At 36.4% G+C, this 20662-nt stretch carries 17 protein-coding genes; 15 read left to right on the top strand and 2 right to left on the bottom strand.

Features of this window, described 5'->3' with window-relative positions:
* Positions 1-155: 155 nt before the first annotated feature.
* Entirely contained in the window at positions 156-362 is a 207-nt protein-coding gene (locus tag F9B85_RS10080) for a LexA family protein (protein WP_151620511.1), read from the bottom strand.
* A gap of 529 nt (positions 363-891) precedes the next feature.
* Between F9B85_RS10080 and F9B85_RS10085 the strand changes: the two genes are divergently transcribed.
* The 9 genes from F9B85_RS10085 (at position 892) to F9B85_RS10125 (ending at position 13926) form a co-directional block, all read left to right on the top strand.
* Entirely contained in the window at positions 892-1380 is a 489-nt protein-coding gene (locus F9B85_RS10085) for a single-stranded DNA-binding protein (protein ID WP_151620513.1), read from the top strand.
* Between the two features lie 192 nt (positions 1381-1572).
* Complete coding sequence (locus F9B85_RS10090; RefSeq protein WP_151620515.1) at positions 1573-2514, top strand: DUF6744 family protein; 942 nt, start codon at positions 1573-1575, stop codon at positions 2512-2514.
* A 56-nt stretch (positions 2515-2570) separates the two neighbouring features.
* Positions 2571-3827, top strand: coding sequence for an AAA family ATPase (locus tag F9B85_RS10095; RefSeq protein WP_151620517.1), 1257 nt, complete (start codon positions 2571-2573; stop codon positions 3825-3827).
* A gap of 66 nt (positions 3828-3893) precedes the next feature.
* A complete protein-coding gene (locus F9B85_RS10100; protein ID WP_151620519.1) occupies positions 3894-5480 on the top strand; it encodes a vWA domain-containing protein in 1587 nt (528 codons plus the stop codon).
* 88 nt (positions 5481-5568) lie between these two features.
* A complete protein-coding gene (locus tag F9B85_RS10105; protein ID WP_151620521.1) occupies positions 5569-5793 on the top strand; it encodes a hypothetical protein in 225 nt (74 codons plus the stop codon).
* A gap of 2 nt (positions 5794-5795) precedes the next feature.
* Positions 5796-6347, top strand: coding sequence for a 5' nucleotidase, NT5C type (locus tag F9B85_RS10110; RefSeq protein WP_151620523.1), 552 nt, complete (start codon positions 5796-5798; stop codon positions 6345-6347).
* A gap of 233 nt (positions 6348-6580) precedes the next feature.
* Positions 6581-9457 (top strand): SNF2-related protein, encoded by a 2877-nt coding sequence (locus F9B85_RS10115; protein WP_151620525.1) that lies wholly within the window; start codon positions 6581-6583, stop codon positions 9455-9457.
* Between the two features lie 19 nt (positions 9458-9476).
* Positions 9477-11189 (top strand): site-specific DNA-methyltransferase, encoded by a 1713-nt coding sequence (locus F9B85_RS10120; RefSeq protein WP_151620527.1) that lies wholly within the window; start codon positions 9477-9479, stop codon positions 11187-11189.
* A 19-nt stretch (positions 11190-11208) separates the two neighbouring features.
* A complete protein-coding gene (locus F9B85_RS10125; RefSeq protein WP_151620529.1) occupies positions 11209-13926 on the top strand; it encodes a DEAD/DEAH box helicase in 2718 nt (905 codons plus the stop codon).
* A 747-nt stretch (positions 13927-14673) separates the two neighbouring features.
* On the opposite strand, the gene F9B85_RS10130 is transcribed toward F9B85_RS10125, so the two are convergent.
* Positions 14674-14895 carry a YdbC family protein gene (locus F9B85_RS10130; RefSeq protein WP_151620531.1) on the bottom strand — a complete coding sequence of 74 codons (222 nt, stop codon included), beginning with the start codon at positions 14893-14895 and terminating at the stop codon, positions 14674-14676.
* A gap of 761 nt (positions 14896-15656) precedes the next feature.
* On the opposite strand from F9B85_RS10130, the gene F9B85_RS10135 reads away from it, so the two are divergent.
* The 6 genes from F9B85_RS10135 (at position 15657) to F9B85_RS10155 (ending at position 20657) form a co-directional block, all read left to right on the top strand.
* On the top strand, positions 15657-16571 hold the full coding sequence (locus tag F9B85_RS10135) for a ParA family protein (protein ID WP_151620533.1): 915 nt from the start codon (positions 15657-15659) through the stop codon (positions 16569-16571).
* Entirely contained in the window at positions 16564-16983 is a 420-nt protein-coding gene (locus F9B85_RS10140) for a hypothetical protein (RefSeq protein ID WP_151620535.1), read from the top strand. The genes F9B85_RS10135 and F9B85_RS10140 overlap by 8 nt, the downstream gene beginning before the upstream one ends.
* Before the next feature lies 1 nt (position 16984).
* A complete protein-coding gene (locus F9B85_RS10145) occupies positions 16985-17674 on the top strand; it encodes a hypothetical protein (protein ID WP_151620537.1) in 690 nt (229 codons plus the stop codon).
* A gap of 1034 nt (positions 17675-18708) precedes the next feature.
* Positions 18709-19029: a reverse transcriptase domain-containing protein gene (locus F9B85_RS14930; RefSeq protein ID WP_279237763.1), complete on the top strand. Its 321-nt coding sequence runs from the start codon at positions 18709-18711 to the stop codon at positions 19027-19029.
* 11 nt (positions 19030-19040) lie between these two features.
* Positions 19041-19700, top strand: a complete 660-nt coding sequence (locus F9B85_RS14935) for a reverse transcriptase domain-containing protein (protein WP_279237762.1) — start codon at positions 19041-19043, stop codon at positions 19698-19700.
* A gap of 552 nt (positions 19701-20252) precedes the next feature.
* Positions 20253-20657: a LexA family protein gene (locus F9B85_RS10155; RefSeq protein ID WP_151620539.1), complete on the top strand. Its 405-nt coding sequence runs from the start codon at positions 20253-20255 to the stop codon at positions 20655-20657.
* Positions 20658-20662 lie beyond the last annotated feature (5 nt).

Genomic DNA, 20662 nt, shown 5'->3' on the forward strand with positions numbered 1-20662 from the left:
ATTAGTGGGTTAAAAGGCGAAAATGGACTTTTTGCAGCAGAATTAAGATTAGAAACAAAAAACACTTTGTATTTTTACAATGATAGACTTAACATAAACAAAATAGCTAGAACTTCACAAGGAAGTCCTAGCTATTTTGTTCTACATTTTAATTCCTATTTGTCGGGGATGAGCTGGAAGGTGATCTTGCTTATATAACCCTTCTTCTCAAGACGCTCCAGATAATAATGAACCGTGGAACTACTTGGCCAGCCCATTTTCTCTCCAATCTCTCTAATACGTGGTGAATAACCTTTTACCTGTATGTACTCTTTAAGCATCACGTGCAAGTCTTGTTCTCTTCGAGTTAAATGCATGGTCATGCTGAACACCTCGCTTTCGAACTATTTTTCTTGCTTCAACAATACATTCAGAAACAAGTGTTTCCGGAAAACTTATTCTAATAAAGTAACAGTGCTAAATAGAAGTTTATATTTGACCTCAGATTAGTAATAAAAAGGGATTGTGCTTAGATTGCTTCTTTGAATAAGTTAGAAGGCATGTTACAATAAACTTGTATCTTATTTTTTTAAGTTCTTACCTTTAGTAAGAGCGAACTGCAAAGGGACTGCTTTAAGTAAGTTGATTCCAGATGCAGATGCTCCAGGTAGAAATGGTTTGCATGTATTTATGCAGATTTCTGGAGTACCCAACGTGAGGGTGCCATCGCGTATTGATTAGCTCATGTGCTTACGCATGAGAAAAAGGTAGTGGATCTATTTCCACATGCCCAATTTTTGAAACAAAAAGCCATTGGATTGGTGTGCCCAAAAACACACCGACAATGGCTTTTTTTGTTTTAAAACGAATCTTCATTTTTGAAGATTCACGAAAAGAAAGGGGTATTATCAAATGCTGAATCGTGTAATCCTCATTGGCCGGCTTGGGCAAGATCCTGAGCTTAAGCAGGCACAAAGTGGCACGCAAGTATGTAGCTTTAGCGTTGCCGTCGACCGCCCTCAAGGGCAAGCTCAAAAACAAGCAGGTACTGAAAAAGTAACCGACTGGATTAGCATTGTCGCTTTTGGCAGTCAGGCTCAAGTTTGTAAACAGTACCTAGCAAAAGGTCGCTTGGTCGCCATTGAAGGTCGTCTACAAATCGACACATGGCAAGATCAACAGTCTGGGCAAAAACGTTCTGCTCCTAGAGTCGTCGCTGAAAATGTTCGTTTCTTAGAGCGTTCTGAAGCTGGTCAAGGGCATCAAAGTCAGCCTTCGTATCAGCAAGCGCCACAAGGACAGAGCTATCAGCAAGGACGACCAGCGCAACAACGTCAGCAAAGCTATGCTTATGGTCAAGAAATCAGCTATCCAGGTGATGATAAAGATCTGCCTTTTTAGCGAAAAGAAGAATCGTTAAAACATACCCTTTATAGGGAAAAAGCCAGTCATCTGTTATTCGGCAAAACCGATCAGAAGACTGGCTTTTTTGCTTAAAAACAACCCTTGTCGTCGGGGCTAAGAAAGGCGATCACTGAAGTGTACGATAGATCACTGCGGTGATCGTCGAGCTTTCAGTGCTAGGAGGTTATCATGTCAAAAATAGAAAACCTAGCTGCTGTTGGGAAGGGTGAAGCTACGAATCGCCTTGGTGACTTAATCGCCTTTGCCGTGTCAGAACAAGCAGCCTTAAAGCGGTTAGAACTGAGGAAATTGCTCATTACATCTGGCGTTTCAGAAGACTTTATGCCGCGTCAAAGGAGTGCAGCCGATGCCTTTCGTTGTGCTACCACAGAGCTTGAAAGAATCGGACAATCTTTAACGGCTGAACAAAACAAAAAAGATAACGATGAACATCTTAACATTCTTGTTCGTGATGTAGTAGCGGACAAAGATCAAATCATCCGTTCACTTGTGGTGGAGAAAGTTGATAAAAAGCAAGGTGAGTTACGGTACAAACCTGGGGAAGCCGTCTTGAAGTTTTCGAGAGAAGATGAGGATTTTGTAGCTCATTCTACTTCATCAGAAGCGGCTGTCGTTCAGGTGATAGGAGAAGCAAGAAAACGCTTTGAGTATTACCTAACTTACGTTACTGCCCGTAATTTGCGTGAACTTGTAAATCAAGTCCTAAAAAGTGTTAATGCTGTTCAAATCAGGCCAGGACTATACTTTGTACCTGAAGCGCATGAACAAACGACACAGGGATTGAAAAAATTAATCAGCGCATTGGATGAATCGAAAGCACAAATCATTCCTGTCGTTGATATGGAAGATTCTCGTGACATGATCCGAGATGGGTTGCGAGAACGTTTAGAGCAAGCATTACGGGAAATGGCGAAAGGATTGAAAAATCCTGATATTTCAAAAGGTGAGCTTAATAAGCTCTTAAAGTCTGCCAAAGAGAACATAAAGAGCTTTAAGGAGTACGAAATCCTTCTTTCCGGTGAAATGGAAGGTTTGCAAACATACTTGTCTAGCTTAAAAGTTCAGACACAGCAGTTAGCTGAAAAAGCGGCCATAGAGGGTGCAGCTTAAGTCATCAAACAAAAGGGGAGGTGAAGCCTCGCATTTTGTTTGATGCGAGGCTCTCTATGTTTCAAAATAACTTTCTTGATTTTAACGGCAATCTCGATGAGCTTTTTGAAAGTAAACCATCAGAGATACAAACTTCTGTAAAGCAGCGTCCACTTGTTGCACCGCAGTCAGGTACTGTTAGCACAGAAGTAGCCCTAAAAAAGATAGGCCATATTCAAGCTTGCATAAGCAATCGTTTCGTCGAGCGACAAGAAGTGATTCATGGTGCTTTCATTGCCATGGTTGCAAGAAAAAACATGCTTATGGTGGGACCGCCGGGTACTGCAAAAAGTGATTTAATATCATCTCTTGCTCAGAATATTTCAGGTGGAAGCTACTTTCAGTGGCTTTTAACAAAGTTTACGACACCTGAAGAAGTATTTGGTCCCGTTTCTTTACGGGCATTAGAGCAGGACACATACAAGCGTGTAACGACTGGGAAGCTACCTGAAGCGCACTTTGCTTTCTTAGACGAATGCTTCAAAGGCAGTAGCGCCATATTAAATGCTTTGCTTACGTTGATGAGCGAAAGACTGTTTTACAACAATGGCTCTCCAACAAAAACACCACTGGTAAGTGTGTTTGGAGCCAGTAATGAGTACGCGGAAGACGGCGAAAATCTTGCAGCTCTATTCGATAGATTTCATCTTCGATACGAACTTTCGTACATCTCCGAAGATGATTCTTTTACAGCAATGTTAGCGCAATCAGGAAAAGGTCTAAATAAACCAATACCACTTTCCTTAGAAGAGCTTATGCTTTTGCAACAGGCAGCGGATCAAGTAGAGGTCCCACAACATATACTTGATACCTTACTTAAAATTCGCAAGTCATTGCGTGAAAAAGAGATTGTGCCTAGTGATCGTCGCTTTGTCAATGCTCTTTCTATTCTAAAAGCCAATGCCGTTTTAGAAGGTAGAAGTTCTGTTGATGAAGATGATTTGCCAATTCTATCTCACGTCTTATGGGATGTGATAGAACAAAAGCTAGCTGTAGAAGAAGTTCTGAGACAGTACGGCGATCCGATTACAGGCAAGCTTGACGAGCGTTTGGCAGAAGCAAAGGAAATCGCCCAAAATGCGTTAGCCAAAGAAGACGACCCTGTAGAGGGTAGTAAAGCAATTAAAGCTCTAAAGAGCCTTAAAAAAGAAGTAGACGATCTGAGAGGACAAACAACACATCCAGGAAAACTGGAGAAAATCGTTGATGCTTCAGCCGTAATTCAAGAAATGATTAAACAGATCAACAAAAAGTGCCTTGGCATTGATCTGTAAAAGAAAAAGAGCAAGTGGGCAAAATCTGTCCACTTGCTTCTTACCATAAAAGGGGGCTTTACTATAATGCTCAATAAAAAGAGTTATCTTGCAGAGATAGACGGAACAATTGAAACCACTCGCTATGAGCGACGACAGTGGAAAGAAATAAGGGAAGCTTCCCAAAAGATTCAGGACGTAGAGAAAAGGCTTGATGCGGACTACAATTCCTTTTCACCGATGCTTCAAGACTTATGGGCTTCTTTATATCAAGATACATCGCAGTTTAGAGAAGATGAAGATATACCACTATCACAACGTCTGAATAAGTCCATTATGGAAAAAGTACTTGCTATGTCTGAGTGGGAAGAAGTCCATGCTTGGACAAAACAAGATGTAGCAGCGGCAGCATTGGGCGGTCTTTCTCTTTCGGAAAAGGTTTGCGAACTACTTCCACAAGACTTAAAAGAGCAAATGAATCAGGTACAGCAAACAGAAGAAAAAGCACAACAAGCTCAAGAACGAATGGAAGACTTCTTGAATGCGGCTTACATGCTAGAACAAGCAGCAGAGCAAAAGAAAGATGCTGGCGACGAATCAGGGGCTGAAGAAGCAACAAAAAAAGCTACTGCCATAAAAAGAAAGGCTAAACAAGAGGAAAAGAAGAAAGAAGAAGCGCAGTTAAAGCTCAATCAGTTAGGGCATGAAGTATCAGAGGCAGTAAATCAAGGAGTTCAAGCCATAGCAGGGCAGATGCGACAAGAACTTCAACAAGAAGCGCAGGAGCAAAGTGATACGGCTCAAGCTATGCAACAGTTTGGACTAGGGGCAGGGCAAGCTCAATATATGGACCCTGCCAAAAGAATTAAGTTTGCTTCGGCGCTACGCAAAAACAAGAAGCTAAGCAAGATTGCCCAGATAGCAGGAAGAATGAAGTCAATCGCTTCGCACAAGCGAAAAAATAAGACGCACCAGCCTCCAACAGAGGTTGTGGATGTTGAACTTGGCAACAATTTGAGCAACGTCCTTCCATCAGAACTAGCACTTTTTTGCAATCCCGCCACGAAAATGGATTTTCTTCGTCGGTATTCAGAAGGAAATCTCATGCAAAGAAAGCTAGAAGGAAAAGAGAAAGAAGGCCGTGGTCCTATCGTTGTCTGCCTTGATTCCTCAAGTTCGATGAAGCAGGAAACAGGAAACGGTGCAACTAGAGAGGAATGGTCAAAAGCAATTACCCTTGCCTTGTTCGATATTGCAAGGCGACAAGGAAGGGCTTTTGCAGCCGTTCACTTTGCTAATGAGCACAAGATAAAGAGCTATCTCTTTCCAAAACCTAAAAAAGCTAAACCTGAAGAATTGTTAGATATGATAACGCTTTTTCTGCGTGGTGGGACTAATTTTGAGAGACCACTGCAAGAAGCGGTACATATCATAGAAAAGTCGTCTTACAACAAAGCGGATATTGTTTTTATTACAGATGGAGAAAGTTATGTATCCTCTGACTTTCTTCAGTCGTTTAATGAACTGAAAGAAAAGAAACAGTTTTCTGTGATTACGGTTTTATTAGATGCTTGGAATACGGAAACCGTAGAGCAATTTAGCGACAAAATCACAAAAGTTGTTAGCGGTCAGGATACAGAAACAATAGATCTGATTTTTAACGATATTCAATAATAACCCCTGTTGTCGGGACTAAAATAGGCAACCGCCGAAGCTATTCAACTGCTTCGGCGGTTGCGAGTTTCGGTGCACAGGAGGTATTATGAACAGTATCAAGAACGAAGTGAAAAGCATTCTCGATTTGACTCCTGAAGAATGGAAGAAGATATTGCCTGCGATTCGCAATATTCGTGGGACAAAAGAAATTGTAATCGAGTGGATAGAAGATGAGAATGGCTCGATAATACTTGGCCCACGGATAAAAGATGATTCCGGTGAAAAGGGAATCGTCGTACCATTTAAGAAAAGAAGCAATGGGAGGTCGTAGGCATGCTTATCGGCGTAGATATTTGTAATACTATCGCCAAAATCAATGAAGCGCTGGCGTTGCGTTTTTTAGGAACTTCAGAGATTCCCCAAGAGTTACGCAAACAGCGTCGGTGGGACCTTCCGGGCTTAAGTCCAGATTTTTTCCGTACACCCGAAGGTCTACGCCTTTTTTCTGAGGCCGGTCCTTATGAGGGAGCGGCAGAAACGTTGAAAAAGCTAGTTGGTGCAGGACATAGAGTTGTATATATTACTGCAAGACCGAAAGAATCAGAACTAGTGACTCGGCGATGGTTGAAAGAGCATGGTTTTCCTAATGGTGAAGTAGTGTTTAGCGAAGAAAAAGGGGAAACATGTTTGGATATGGATGTTCAGTTGATGATTGAAGATGATCCCGTTTTTGCTAAGCAGGTGAAAGAAGTTGGGATTCCTGTTTTTATGGTCAGGCAAGGATATAATGCAGACTTTCCAGCTTTGAAGATGGATTGGAAGATGGCTGGTTTATTGTTTGGTATGGTTGTTAGTCACAACCAAAAGAATATTCTGAACAAATAGATTAAGTCCCTAGTGTTTTGACACTAGGGACTTAATCTATTTGTTGTTGTACAATAATAAAAATAACATGTTTCCTTTTGTACCAGACTGGTCAAAGTTTTAGATGATAGGCAATTTTTTCGACATTTTTTGACACAAAGAAGTGTTAAAATATAATTAGCTGTAAATATAATCTTGAGCAAGGATTTAGAAAACTATCTATTGCGTAACAAGCTTAAGATGAGGAGGATATCATGAGCACAAAGTATCATGCTAAATATTATGCAACTGAATTAAGCCTACAAAGAGCATCAGATAGCATAGAGAACCTTACGTCTTCCCTGTCAAATGCGAAAGTTGACCTGAATCCTCATCAAATAGACGCAGCATTATTTGCTTTGAAATCTCCTATTGCAAACGGTGTTTTGTTAGCTGATGAAGTTGGACTGGGTAAAACCATTGAAGCGGGTATCGTAATATCGCAAAAATGGGCAGAAAGAAAAAGGAGGATATTACTAATACTCCCCAGTTCACTGAGGAAACAATGGCACCAAGAATTATTAGAAAAATTCTTTATCAATTCTATCGTTTTAGAAAGCAAGTCTTATAACGAAATGAAACGAAAAGGATTCTTGAATCCCTTTGACATAAAAAATAATGCAGTTATTTGTTCTTACCATTTTGCTAGCAAAAAGAAAGATGAGATCAAGAAAGTAAAATGGGACATGGTAGTTATTGATGAAGCACACAGATTGAGGAATGTTTATAAACCAAGCAATAAGATTGCAAACAACATTAAAGAGGCTATTCAACCGTATCCGAAATTGCTTTTAACAGCAACTCCACTACAAAATAGCTTAATGGAACTTTATGGTTTAGTAAGTATCATCGATAAATATGCCTTTGGCGATAAAAAAACATTTAGTGAACAGTACATAAGGAATGGGTCTGAAGAGATTCGAAATCACCTACTTAAGAAAAGATTAGCACCTTTTTGCAAAAGAACTTTAAGAAAACAAGTTACAGAATATGTACCATACACCAATAGGATTTCTTTGGTACAAGAGTATTACCCTACGAACCAGGAATGGCAGCTATATGAAAATGTATCAAGTTATTTAAGGAAAGACCGGCTTTTTGCTCTACCTGTTAGGCAAAGACACTTGATGACCTTAATACTACGAAAATTACTATCCTCATCGTCCTTCGCTATTACATCTACCTTAGAAAGTTTGCTTCAAAGGTTAGATGATTTACTAGAAGCAAAAGAAACAAAGAATGATATTGACAATACACTATATGAAGAATATGACACTTTAGAAGAGTTGCAGGATGAATGGGATGAAGATGAGCAAACTTCTGAAGAGTATGTGATTAGTGATCCAGAAGTCAGGAAATTAATTGAAGATGAAAAAAAGGAATTACTATCATATATTGAATTAGCTAAGAGTATTGAAAAAAACACAAAAGGAAACCACTTGCTGACAGCTTTGAAAGAAGGCTTTAAATATGGTCAACAACAAGGAGCTTTAGAAAAAGCCGTTATTTTTACGGAATCTAGACGAACCCAAGAGTATTTGTATGAGCTACTCGTAAATAACGGGTATGAAAATGAAGTTGTACTTATTAACGGAAGTAACTCAGATAAACAATCAAAAGAGATATACAATACATGGACAGATAACAATAAAAACTCTGAATCAATCACGGGGTCAAGAACTGCAGACATGAAGGCTGCAATTGTTGAAGAATTTAGAAATAGTGCTAAGATTCTTATTGCCACAGAAGCTGCTGCAGAAGGGATCAACCTTCAGTTCTGTTCTTTGGTGGTCAACTATGACCTGCCCTGGAACCCACAAAGAATAGAACAGCGTATTGGAAGATGTCATCGATATGGTCAAAAAAACGATGTTGTTGTAATAAACTTTGTTAACAAGCGAAATGAAGCTGATCAAAAAGTATATGAACTCCTTTCAGCGAAGTTTAAGCTTTTTGACGGTATTTTTGGGGCATCTGATGAAGTTCTAGGTTCTTTAGAGTCGGGAGTAGACTTTGAAAAAAGAATTGCGGCAATATACCAGAACTGTAGGACTACAGAAGAAATCCAACAAGCATTTAGTCAGATGCAAGCAGAACTAGAAGAAGAAATTGACAAAACCCTAAAACAAGCTAAAGTCAATCTTTTAGAGAATTTTGATGAAGAAGTGCATGAGAAACTAAAAATACAGAAGGAAAGAACAGATGAAAACCTATCTCGCTATCAAGAATGGATGCTTAAGCTTGCCCAAGCAGAACTAGGTAACGAAATCAAAATCACAAATGATCGAACACGTTTCTTCTACAACGGTAATTTATTTCAAAAAGGGTATTATGATTTTAATTGGAAACGTGCTGAGCAATCTAAATCTATTTTCTTTCGTAGTGATGGTCAACTTATAAATTCTTTGATTGAAAAGGCTTTGAATAGGGATCTTCCTATAGGAGTTTTGGAACTAGACTACTCAAACTATAAACCACAAAAAGGAAAAATAACCTTTTTGGAAAACTTATCATCTAAGTCGGGTTGGCTTTCAGTTGATAAGCTTACAGTTGAATCATTTGAAAAAGAAGAGAGATTGTTATTTTACGCTGTTACAGATGCTGGAGAGGTAATTGACGAAGAGTTATCTAATAAGTTATTAGATTTTGATGGCTATGAGCAAGAGAGCGAAATGATAAATCATCTTTACCCTGAAAAAATGATAGAGAATAGAAAAAAAGAACTCGTTCAAAAGCACAAGACCGAAATAGATGCAAAAAATGCGAAATACTTTGATGAAGAAATAGAGAAATTAGAAGCTTGGGCGGATGATTTAAAGGATGGGTTAGAAAAGGAAATAAAAGAGTTAGATGCACAGATTAAATTATTAAAAAAAGATGCGAGAAACTGTACAAGCTTTGAAGAAAAGTTGCAAATGCAAAAACAGATAAAAGAACTTGAGAAAAAACGTAACAATAAAAGACGTAGCTTATACGAGGAACAAGATCAGATCGATGAGCAAAAAGAAGAACTTATATTTAGTATGGAAGAAAAGATAAAGAAAAAAGAGACGATAAGCAATGTACTATGTATTCGTTGGAGATTGAATTAAAACAAGGGAGAGATTTAATTTGCCAGAAAAACAAAAGCTAGAACTAACTTGGATTGGTAAGTATGATGAAATTAAGTTGGAGCCAAGAATACTGATAGAAGATCCAGAAAAATCTTATGGAGATACTAATAGTGAAAATATGTTAATCCACGGGGATAACTTACTTGCACTTAAAGCATTAGAGCAAGATTTTGCTGGAAAGATAAAGTGTATATACATCGACCCTCCATATAATACTGGAAGTGCTTTTGAATATTATGATGATAACTTAGAACATAGTACTTGGTTAAATTTAATGTATCCACGATTAAGAATTCTAAATAATTTACTTGCTGATGATGGAATCATGTGGATATCCATTGATGATAACGAGGTGCATTATCTTAAAGTAATGCTTGACGAAATCTTTGGTAGAAATAACTTCCTCGCAAATATTGCGTATGAACGTTCAGGTACAGCTGGGATTGGCCAAGGAGGTACTTTTTTAGTAAATACTCATGAATTTATTTTAGTATATGCTAAAAATAAGTCGATGTTAGATAAGTTAGAAGCCAAAACGTATAAACCCCTTGATAAAGAAATAATGAAGAGATACTCAAAAATACTAAAAAAAACAGGAACGAAAATTAAGATAGATGAATTTTATTCAGCTGCTAACAATGAGAAAGTAGAAATATACCAACATAAAGATTTTGAAATTGAAACTATTTCTCTTAGAAATTTTAATTCAAGAGAAGCTGAAATTCGTAAGCTGTATTATGAGAATTTTAATCTAATTTTCAGAACAACAAATCCACAAAAAGAGAATTCATTTCAACAAAAAATTCTTGAAAAAATAGATAAGGATTTATATTCCGTGGAGTATGTGCCTTCACGGGGAAAATATAAAGGCGTTCCTACCACTCTTTATTATTATAATAATGAGCTTTTCGCATGGTTAAAGGATTCTGCGGAAATATCTAATAAACAGGTGGTTAAAACTAATAAAATGTCAGGTTTTTGGAGGAATGAAGAAATACCAAAGGCAAACCTAGCCAATGAAGGTGGGGTAGACTTTAAACGTGGGAAAAAGCCGGAAGCCTTACTTAAGACTATTATAGATATTTCAACAAATGAAGAGGATTGGGTGTTAGATTCGTTTCTTGGAAGTGGCACAACTGCAGCTGTCGCTCAAAAAATGAATAGAAAGTGGGTTGGTATAGAACTAGGCGATCACGCTTATAGTCACTGCTTGCCTAGACTTAAAGAAATAATAAATGGTACTGATGTAGTTGGTGTTTCTAAGGCTGTTAACTGGAAAGGTGGTGGTGGATTCAGATTCTACGAGTTAGCTCCAAGTCTATTGAAGAAAGACAAATATGGAAACTGGATAATTGATGATCATTATAACTCTATTATGTTAGCAGCAGCCATGTGTAAGCAAGAAGGATTTACTTATTCGCCAGACAAAGAAGTATTTTGGAAGCAAGGGAAGTCCACTGAAAAAGATTATATTTTCACTACAACAACTTTCTTATCTAGAGAATACATAGAAAAAATTCATGATGAAATGCAGCCAGATGAAAGTTTGCTAATTTGCTGTAAAGCATATCAGCAAGGTTGTGAGAGCCTATATTCAAATATAACAATTAAGAAAATACCTCAAGCAATTTTAGGTAACTGTGAGTTCGGCAAAGAAGATTACAAGTTAAATATTCCTGTAGCCGATTTAGATGGAGAAGACATAGATTGACTTTTAGGAGGTGTATAAATTGAATAAAACTTCCACAATGATAAAAAATCGGTTAAGTCTAAGGCAACCGCAAACCGAAAGCTTAGAGATACTAGAATATTTATCCGATCAATTATCCTTGGAAAAGGAAGTTGATTTATTAGTGGAATTGGAAAAGGTAAAAAGTAAATTCCCGACTTGCATTGACTTTGAAAGAAATTTTCCTTCTATTTGTTTTGCATTAGCAACAGGTGTTGGTAAAACTAGGTTAATGGGAGCCTTTATATCTTATTTGTATATTGAAAAAAGGATAAAAAACTTTTTTGTTCTTGCTCCAAATCTAACGGTATACAATAAGCTAATAGATGATTTATCAAATGTAACCAGCCCTAAGTATGTATTTAAGGGAATTGCGAATTTTGTGCATAATCCTCCAGTTATCATTACCGGGGATAATTATGAAGAATTTCGACAGCAAAAACTATTTCACTCTGAAGTACGCATTAATATTTTCAACATTTCTAAAATCAACAGGGACACACAGAAGTCACGAAGAAAAGACGAAGAACATCTTCCTCCAAAAATCAAGAGGCTATCCGAATATTTGGGGGAATCATATTTTAATTACTTAGCTAGCTTGCCAGATCTTGTATTACTAATGGACGAATCGCATCACTATAGAGCTGACCGTGGGATGGCAGTGTTGAATGAGCTTAAGCCAATTTTAGGCCTTGAACTAACTGCCACACCTCAAGTAGAACAGGGAAGTAATACTATAAAGTTCAAAAATGTTGTTTATGAATATTCTTTAGCACGTGCAATTGATGATGGCTTTGTAAAAATACCTGCTGTGGCTACTAGAAAAGACTTTGATCCAAGTATTTTTTCACAAGAAGAACTTGATAAAATAAAGTTAGAAGATGGATTACGTGTTCATGAAGAAATAAAAGTACAATTAGAAATATATTCCCGAGATACAAAGAATAAGAAAGTAAAACCTTTTGTTTTGGTAGTTGCAAAAGATACCGAACATGCTGGAAAGTTAAAAGATTTAATACAGTCTAATGAGTTTTTTGATGGGAAATATAAAGATAAAGTTTTAGAGGTTCATTCAAATCAATCAGGGGCGGAAAAAGACGAAAATATTGAACAGCTTCTCTCTTTAGAGAATCCCGAAAATGATATTGAAATTGTAATTCACGTAAATATGCTTAAGGAAGGCTGGGATGTCACGAACTTATATACAATTGTCCCATTGAGAACAGCAGCGTCTACTACATTACGGGAACAAACGATTGGCCGTGGTTTGCGTTTGCCCTACGGTGTAAGGACTGGCATCAATGAAATAGATAAACTAACGATAATTTCTCACGATCGCTTTCAAGAAATAGTTGATGAAGCTAATAAACCTGAGTCTATTATAAAAAGACAAAATATTATATTTCTTGAAGATGAAGATACTGACAAACCAAAGACTATAGTAACATCACAAAATGCTGTACAGCAGCAAATCGAAGAACGAGAAAAAGAACTGGAAGATATTAAAGACCCAAATGATAAGCAAAAGCTTATCATTGGAATAAAAGCAGATAAAGAAATCATCAAAACAGTTAACGATCTAAGTAAGGTTGTAAAAAAAGCAAAAGATCTTCAAAGTAAAGAAACAAAAGAAATTGCTATAAGTAACTTAAAGGAAAGTTTGCTAGCAGATCCACAACAAAAAATTTTCGTAGAAGAAATCATAGAACAAGTAAAAGAGAGATATGATAAAATTGTAGAGTCTATGCTGCAAAATACTATCGAAATACCTAGAATTATCATACAACCTACCGACAACATAAAGTACTGGTTTGATGATTTTGACTTAGATACAAAAAATTTGAACTATCAACCTAGTAGCGAAACGATTATGATAAGAACTTTAACGGATGGCAAGATTGAATTCTTAGACTCGCATAGAGGAAAAGTAAAATATGATTCTTTAGATAAAGTCATTGTGAGTGAGCTAATGAATTTTCCAGAAGTAGAGTATGAGAAGACGGCAGACTTATTGTTTAAACTAGCAAATCAAGCGATTGACAAGTTCAAAACATATTTGACTGACGAAAATGATATTACTAATGTAGTTGTTACAAAGAAAACTGAGATAGGTAGATACATTTATGCTCAAATGAAAGAGAATTTTCATTATGACATACCTGACTATGAAGAGCCAAAAGTGTATGCTTATACAGAAATTAAAGAGCATAATCTTTCCAAGTATGAAGAAGATGATATTTTTGACTATAAACAAACAATTACGCCAACCAGTGATATTCGCAAAAAAGTATTTACTGGATTTAAAAAAGCATGCCACAATCTTTACAAGTTTGATTCCAAGACAGAAAAAGACATGGCGATTATATTAGAAGATGACGATAGTGTTCTAAAGTGGTTAAGACCTGCAACAGGACAGTTTAGAATCTACTGGGATTATAACTCAAGAGAATACTTGCCTGACTTTGTGGTTGAAACAACTGATGCTATATACATAATAGAAACCAAGAAACGTAATGATGTTGATACAAGAGAAGTTCGAAGCAAAGCAAAAGCTGCATTAGAGTATTGCAAATATGCAACAGAATTTACGGTGAAGAATGAAGGCAAGCCTTGGAAGTATGTTTTAATTCCTCATGACGTCGTCAAAGTTAACATGACTTTTAACTTTCTTGTTGAAAAGTATGAGATAAATGATTTAAAAAGCATAGAATCTGAATAAAAGCAGAAGTCAGGATTGCATAATCCTGACTTCTTGCAATAAATCCCCATTGTACTTACAGCATATCTCTAATTCTATTGTTCAGAATGTCAATAAACCTTCTATTCATAAAATCATTCTCATATACTTCAGAGCAAATGCGGAGCCATTCATCTTTAGATACTCCTAGTTAGTTGTTCTTCGAGATCAGAAATATCAACCTCTTCGGCATTTTCATAGCTTTCTACAAAGTATATTCCGAGTGCCATTGGAGATTCAAAAATATCAAAGTACGAAAAAAGCTCCAGGGATTGATTCCATCGAGCATTATAATCCTGGAAAAAAGCAAAAGCTCATCAAAGATATTTTCAGATTTATTTTTCCATAGTGATCTTAGTCTTGCGCTGAAACGTTGCATTTCAGGTATTAGCTCTTTGTTCTTGCATTTATCGGAGTCATTCAATAAATTTAATAATTCATCTAAGGGACATTGAGGAACCCCTATTTCGTACTCTTCTGTTAAATGTGTGTAGAAAGCAGTCGGAAAAAAACATAGTTGATATATCCGAGCAAGGCTTTTGGATTAGGCAGATGCACCCAATTACCGAAGCTCATACCTCGACAGTGGACAATAACTCCGTGAAAAAATACTGAGTTTTTCGTGATGGTCTGATTCGCAAAGGGAGCATCTTGTTTATCTTTGTTTAAGATGTTATCCCAAAAGAGGTAATTATTATAGGTGCTAATCGTTACCACTCCTTGAGTAACTTATAGATCCATCTTATTTAGCATATCCCGTAAAGCGATTAATTCTTCTCTCGTTAGTGTTACGCCCTTGCCCATCTTTGCATGCTCTGGTGCCCAATCACGAATATCATACTTAGGGGCTTTGTCGTTCCAACTGATTAGGTTGACTTCCTTTTTCCAGCCTTTTGAGCCTTCGGAAAGAGTTCCGAAGTGCTGGGTGATCTTGTATTTGATTTCGGCCATGATATTGACTCCTTTCGGATTTGGGAGTTATTCGTTATAAGGGTTATCTACAAGATTTGTTTTTTAGCATGAAGGCATACGTTTTGTAGGGAAAGATTATAAAGCTGTAAAAGGGATAGAGTTTTTCCCTAGTCGTTTATCGTAGTTTCAAGAAGATTTTGCGCAGCTCTCATACAAAATTCGACAGGATTTTTACTATGGAAGTGATATACTTTTTATAACCTAACATTTCGTTCTGGAACCAGCCGGGGTTGTGCAAAGCAGCCTATGACTGGTTTTTTCTATTTTTACTTAGAGATATTTCGGCGCTTAACAAAAATACTCCTGAGTCTTTTCTGATAATTGGCAACACAAATAAAAATAAGTCAATAGAAGAATTAATCAATTTTACAATTCCAGATTGCCGTTATTCCGGTGGTGTGTGAAGATTCCTTTTTTCATGGAAAACAAAACCACTCTGTATTAGATAATACTCTTTTTTGTTGTATTTGCATCTGGATTTCTAGAATTTTTACGTTTTCGTGACAATTCCGCTAAGCTCTGTGACATAAGGATTTGAGGGCATTTTTGAGATTAAGATGCGTAGACTCTCTGAAATTTTCATTGGATTGCTCAATACTGAATTTCATGACGTTCACCCTATAGGTGAGATTTAGAATCTTTTTTTAGAAGTAATTAAGTCTATTTTACGTCAATATTCGAGGTTTTTCTCTAGCTAATTTCTGCGGATTCAGGAAATACTAATAAATTTGGAGGCAAAGATGACATCTATATTTCCAAAAGAGGCTAAAATAATTTCTTTTATCAATATGAAAGGTGGAGTTGGAAAAACAACATTAACTAAAGATTTAGGTTACTTTTTAGCTACACAAAGAAATTATAAAATATTATTTATTGATCTAGATCCACAGTCTAATTTAACTCAATCATTTTTCAGAAAGTTTGGCTACCATCAAGAAAATCTTCTTGATATAGTAGACATAGAAGCAGAAGATGATAGTATTTTAGAAGTTTCTTCTTACACTAGTGGTAAGAAGACTATTGGTAGCGATATATCAATTCAAAAGTTGTTTAAACCCGGGGTTATTTCGCATCTAAAAAAGGATGATTGTCTTTTAAAATTAAATGAGTACATATCAATAATTCCTGGTACATTAAAAGCCATCTTCTCAGAAAGAAATAGTAATATAGAAAATCACCTTTTTAACTATATTAATCAAACAAAACTGAAAGAGGATTTTGATTTCATTTTTATTGATTGTCCACCAACATACTCTAATTACACTATTTCAGCTTTAATAACAAGTGATTATTTTATTACACCAAGTAAACCAGATGCATATTCCGTTCTAGGAATTGAAATGTTACATGAAGTTGTTAAACGAGTAAAAGAAGAACATCAAGTATATTTCACTAATAAGAGTTTAAAATCTCTGGGAGTAATTTTCACAGAGCTAGCTCCTTACAGTAAAGGCTACTCTGACCAAGTACATGAGATTAAAACCTCTTCAAAAATTCAAGAACTAAATATTCATTTCTTTGAAAATCACTTTGTTTATAATAGCTATATACCAAAAAGAGCTGAATATTTTATTAGTGATTCATCTAGTAGTACAAAAAATGATTTAATAGTCTTAACCGATGAATTTGAAAGAAGGTTTAGTGAAATTGAATGATCTAGAAAAGTTAAGGAATCTCCTGCAATCATTAAAAAATGTAAAAAATGATGATATTTATAGAAGTAAAGCTTACAGTATATATGTAATATTCTTATTATCGACAGAGATATTCAAAAATAATATCGATGTTAAGGATTTTTTCGAAAAAAACCCTGAATTCCTATTATTTATAAAAAAATACAAAATGGAATTAAAAGATTATTTATTTAATAGTAGGACTGTCTTAGTAGGAAGATTCATAAGAATAATTCAAAAAGCAGAAATAGCTGATTTAAAAGCTATAATGAAAGTAATTCAAAATATTGCTTTCTTCGAAGCCAAGAATACTAACTTAATTAATAATAAACTAAAAGATAATGAGGAAAATTACTACGATTCCCTATTAAAACAATTTAAGCGAGGTAATTAACTTGATAAATTCTTATATCAATGAATATAAGACTTTAACCAATAAACTATTTCCATATAGCATGTTAGATTTTGATGATGTAACTACTATAGAAACATTAGAATCTATGTTTAATTCGATAGAAATAATTTATACATATGTAAATTCAACCGCATCTTTAGACTCTTGGATTACATTAAAGTTAAATGAAGTAAAAAATCAATTATTAATCTCTCTTTATTATTTACCTCAGTACACAGAATATGTTTTTAATTCTTTTAAAAGAAGTATTGCTGAACTTATTTTGAAAATTACAATATACTCTGCTTCTATAGATGCTAAAACTGTCGAATATCAGAACAGTATAAATAATATACAGTTTAGAACATTGAAAGATAGAATAAAAAATTTACAACAATATAAAGATTCTTTTAAAAACACATTGGATAACTTTTTCGCCTTCTATGGTAGTAGTTCTAATAATATTCATTTAAAAAACTCATCAACCATTATTGAGTATATTGAAGCCTATAATTCTATTACTTTAAAAGAAATCAAACAGGTGCGAAATTTTGTAATTAAAGTTGAAAGCTTTTTATTAACTATTTTCCCTAAGCTACATAATTTAAATGATAAGGAGTTCAATATGCCTGCAAAAATCCAGCTGAAAAAAGTATTATCTGACACTTTATACAAAAAATACTTTTGTTAAAAATATAAATTTACTTTTCGCTGCCCTTCGACAAAAATAAAGAATTTCGACAAAAGCACTTTAACGTAGCTCTGATTGAAAAAATTTTACATACGGTTAAACAGCTTAGCTTAGATATATTCAAGCAGACAAACTATCTTTATTATATGTAAAGCTTATTGCGAAGTCGTGAAATCCAGTAGCCCTTGAACCCACCCTTGGTGTTAGGATAGTTGTCGGTGCGCCGAGCAAAGGGCGCAGTATATAGTGGGTGCGAATCCCACCGAATAAGGTCTAGCCAACCACTCGTAGCTAGCTTTGGCCTCCAAAGGGTAACCTAAGGAGGTAAGCGTAGGCAAGCAAGGTGATGGGCCGGAAGCAATTATGCTGAAGTGATTGAGCCTCGAAATATCCTAAACGGAAAGGCCGATGCTGTCGACAAAGCAGAAGGCAATATCACATTAGACGCAATGGCTAGACTAATGTGACTTTCCCGGGGTCATAGAGCCTGGCACGTTACACATTGTTATACTGAAGTCAACTCGGGAGACCCTGCTCGTTCTTCTATAAAGGGAGTATGGCCGACAAGCCGAATACGCAAGGAAGCCAAAAGACTAGCAGGGAGTCGGATTGCCTAATAGTACCGAAGAAGTAGGGTAATGCCTGTGGAGGGAAGTGGGCAACAACAATAACAACCTCAATAAGGAACCATTCTGCACACAGAGGTAGATTCAAAATGGAAACGAAATTAGCGAGGATAGCAGAAATAGCAAGAAATCGCCCTAAGGAAAAGTTCACATCCCTTGTCCATCTCATTAATGAAGAAATCTTGAGCTATCAGTAAGGAAGGCACCAGGTATAGATGGTGTGATTAAGTCTGAGTACGAAAAGAATCTGCAGGAGAATATATCCAATCTGATTAAACGAATGAAAGCACAGACATATAAACCTCTTCCTGTTCGACGAGCATATATTCCAAAGCTAGGCACAGATAAAATGAGACCTCTTGGAATTCCCTCTTACGAAGACAAGATAGTGCAATTGGATTAGCCAAAATACTAACTGCTGTCTACGAACCAGTTTTTCACGCTTGTTCTTTTGGATATCGTCCCAAACGAGGTTGTCATGACGCGCTCAAAGCTTTAGAACACAGCATGTTTTATCATCGTACGCAGTTCGTGGTAGACGCTGATATCAAAGGTTTCTTCGATAATGTAGATCACCAATGGATGATAAAATTTCTTCAACATAGAATCGCAGACCACAATTTGATACGGCTCATTGTACGCTTTCTTAAGGCAGGTGTAATGGAAGCGGGTATCGTTTATAACACACCTGTTGGCACACCTCAAGGGGAGTCGACTCCGCAATTTTAGCGAACATATATTTGTATTATGCTTTAGACCTTTGGTTCTATAAGTCTATCCGTCCTAAATGTAAAGGAAACGCTTTTATGATACGTTATGCAGATGACCATGTCGCTTGTTTCAAATACAAGCAAGAAGCGGAAGACTACTATAAAGAACTAAAAGAACGACTTAAGAAATTCAATCTGGAATTAGCGGAAGAGAAAACTAAAATTCTCCCCTTCGGTATGAGAGCATACGAAGAGTATCGGAGTACAAGAAAAGGAAAGCCTAGCACATTTGACTTTCTTGGGTTTACCCATTACTGTAGTCGAAGCCGCAAAGGCAAGTTTCGAGTGAAGCGAAAAACTAGCAAGAAGAAATTTCAAGCCAGCATAAAGCGAGTTAAAGAGTGGATACGGAACAATCGCATCCTACCCATCAAAGAAATCATGGATATACTGCGGCGGAAGTTAAATGGTTATTATCAATATTATGGAATTACAGACAACGCTGCAATGAATTACAAGTTTCACTACGAAGTGAGATATCTGTTATTCAAATGGTTAAACCGTCGAAGTCAGAGATTAAGCTTTACCTGGCCAAGGTTCACTGAAATGATGAAAAGATGGAGAATTCCTGAACCATGTATTCACGTGAACATATTCCGCTTACGGGAAGATATCTGCTATTATCTGTGAATGTCATTGTTGAAGAGCCGGATGCTTTAATAGAGCACGTCCGGTTCTGTGAGGGTTGTGTGAGCAATTCTACGGAACAATGTAGGAGAGTTCCGCTTCTACTCGACTACGAACCTAGATGAATACTCTGGATCAAATTGAGAAACTATTCCGAATTCAGAGCCACAAAAGGTAAGGGTATTATTCACGGCTATATCGCTATATCGCGCAAACGCCGCCGCCTGGATTCTCCATCTGAGCCGGCCATCTGTAAATGGCAAGGGGCTCCGCCTGCCTCTTCAAGGCCCATTGACGTTAATCTCGAACGGGTATGGCATTTAGTCGAAGTTAGCAGCTTCGTGTACTTTAATTTATTTATTATTTAGAACACAGACTCTGGAAAGATAAAAAGAACTTTATCTTACAAAATTCGACAGGGCTCTATCTTGCAAAATAGTATAATTTTTAGCAAAAGTAAAAGTCAGTAAGACCAGCCAGTGGTTGTTCCTAGCAACTGAGTGGCTGGTTTGTGTTTTTCTTGAATATAACCTTGTTAAACTAGGGGTGATCTTTATGGAATTAACCCGTCAAGAGATAAATGTATTAGCATTTATACAGAAATATGTTTCAGAACATAGCTATACACCTTCAATTCGAGAAATTTCTGATGCAGTGAATTTGAAGTCAACGTCTAGTATACATAGATATATTAAAATACTTGAAAGTAAAGGACATTTACATGTGGACCCAAATAAACCGCGAACTATTGTGCTCAAAACTGATGAAGAATTTGAGTTAGAACCAGAGATTGAACCAGAACCAGTGACCATTACCATTGAGGGTAATACGCTTTCTATGGTGGAAGATTGTATGAGGAAGAAAAATATTTCATTTGAAGATGCGACTTGTCATCTTATCAGTATAGGATGGAAAGCTGAGCATTTGGTTAACGAAATTGTCCCAAAAAAGGATGACTGAGTTGT

The sequence above is a fragment of the Heliorestis acidaminivorans genome (assembly GCF_008933955.1).
GTDB classification, from domain to species: Bacteria; Bacillota; Desulfitobacteriia; order Heliobacteriales; family Heliobacteriaceae; genus Heliorestis; species Heliorestis acidaminivorans.

Coding starts and splice junctions, on each gene's coding strand:
- F9B85_RS10115 (WP_151620525.1), top strand. CDS start 6,581: ATGAGCACAAAGTATCATGCTAAATATTATGCAACTGAATTAAGCCTA.
- F9B85_RS10080 (WP_151620511.1), bottom strand. CDS start 362: ATGACCATGCATTTAACTCGAAGAGAACAAGACTTGCACGTGATGCTT.
- F9B85_RS10085 (WP_151620513.1), top strand. CDS start 892: ATGCTGAATCGTGTAATCCTCATTGGCCGGCTTGGGCAAGATCCTGAG.
- F9B85_RS10135 (WP_151620533.1), top strand. CDS start 15,657: ATGACATCTATATTTCCAAAAGAGGCTAAAATAATTTCTTTTATCAAT.
- F9B85_RS10110 (WP_151620523.1), top strand. CDS start 5,796: ATGCTTATCGGCGTAGATATTTGTAATACTATCGCCAAAATCAATGAA.
- F9B85_RS10155 (WP_151620539.1), top strand. CDS start 20,253: ATGGAATTAACCCGTCAAGAGATAAATGTATTAGCATTTATACAGAAA.
- F9B85_RS10130 (WP_151620531.1), bottom strand. CDS start 14,895: ATGGCCGAAATCAAATACAAGATCACCCAGCACTTCGGAACTCTTTCC.
- F9B85_RS10100 (WP_151620519.1), top strand. CDS start 3,894: ATGCTCAATAAAAAGAGTTATCTTGCAGAGATAGACGGAACAATTGAA.
- F9B85_RS10105 (WP_151620521.1), top strand. CDS start 5,569: ATGAACAGTATCAAGAACGAAGTGAAAAGCATTCTCGATTTGACTCCT.
- F9B85_RS10095 (WP_151620517.1), top strand. CDS start 2,571: ATGTTTCAAAATAACTTTCTTGATTTTAACGGCAATCTCGATGAGCTT.
- F9B85_RS10090 (WP_151620515.1), top strand. CDS start 1,573: ATGTCAAAAATAGAAAACCTAGCTGCTGTTGGGAAGGGTGAAGCTACG.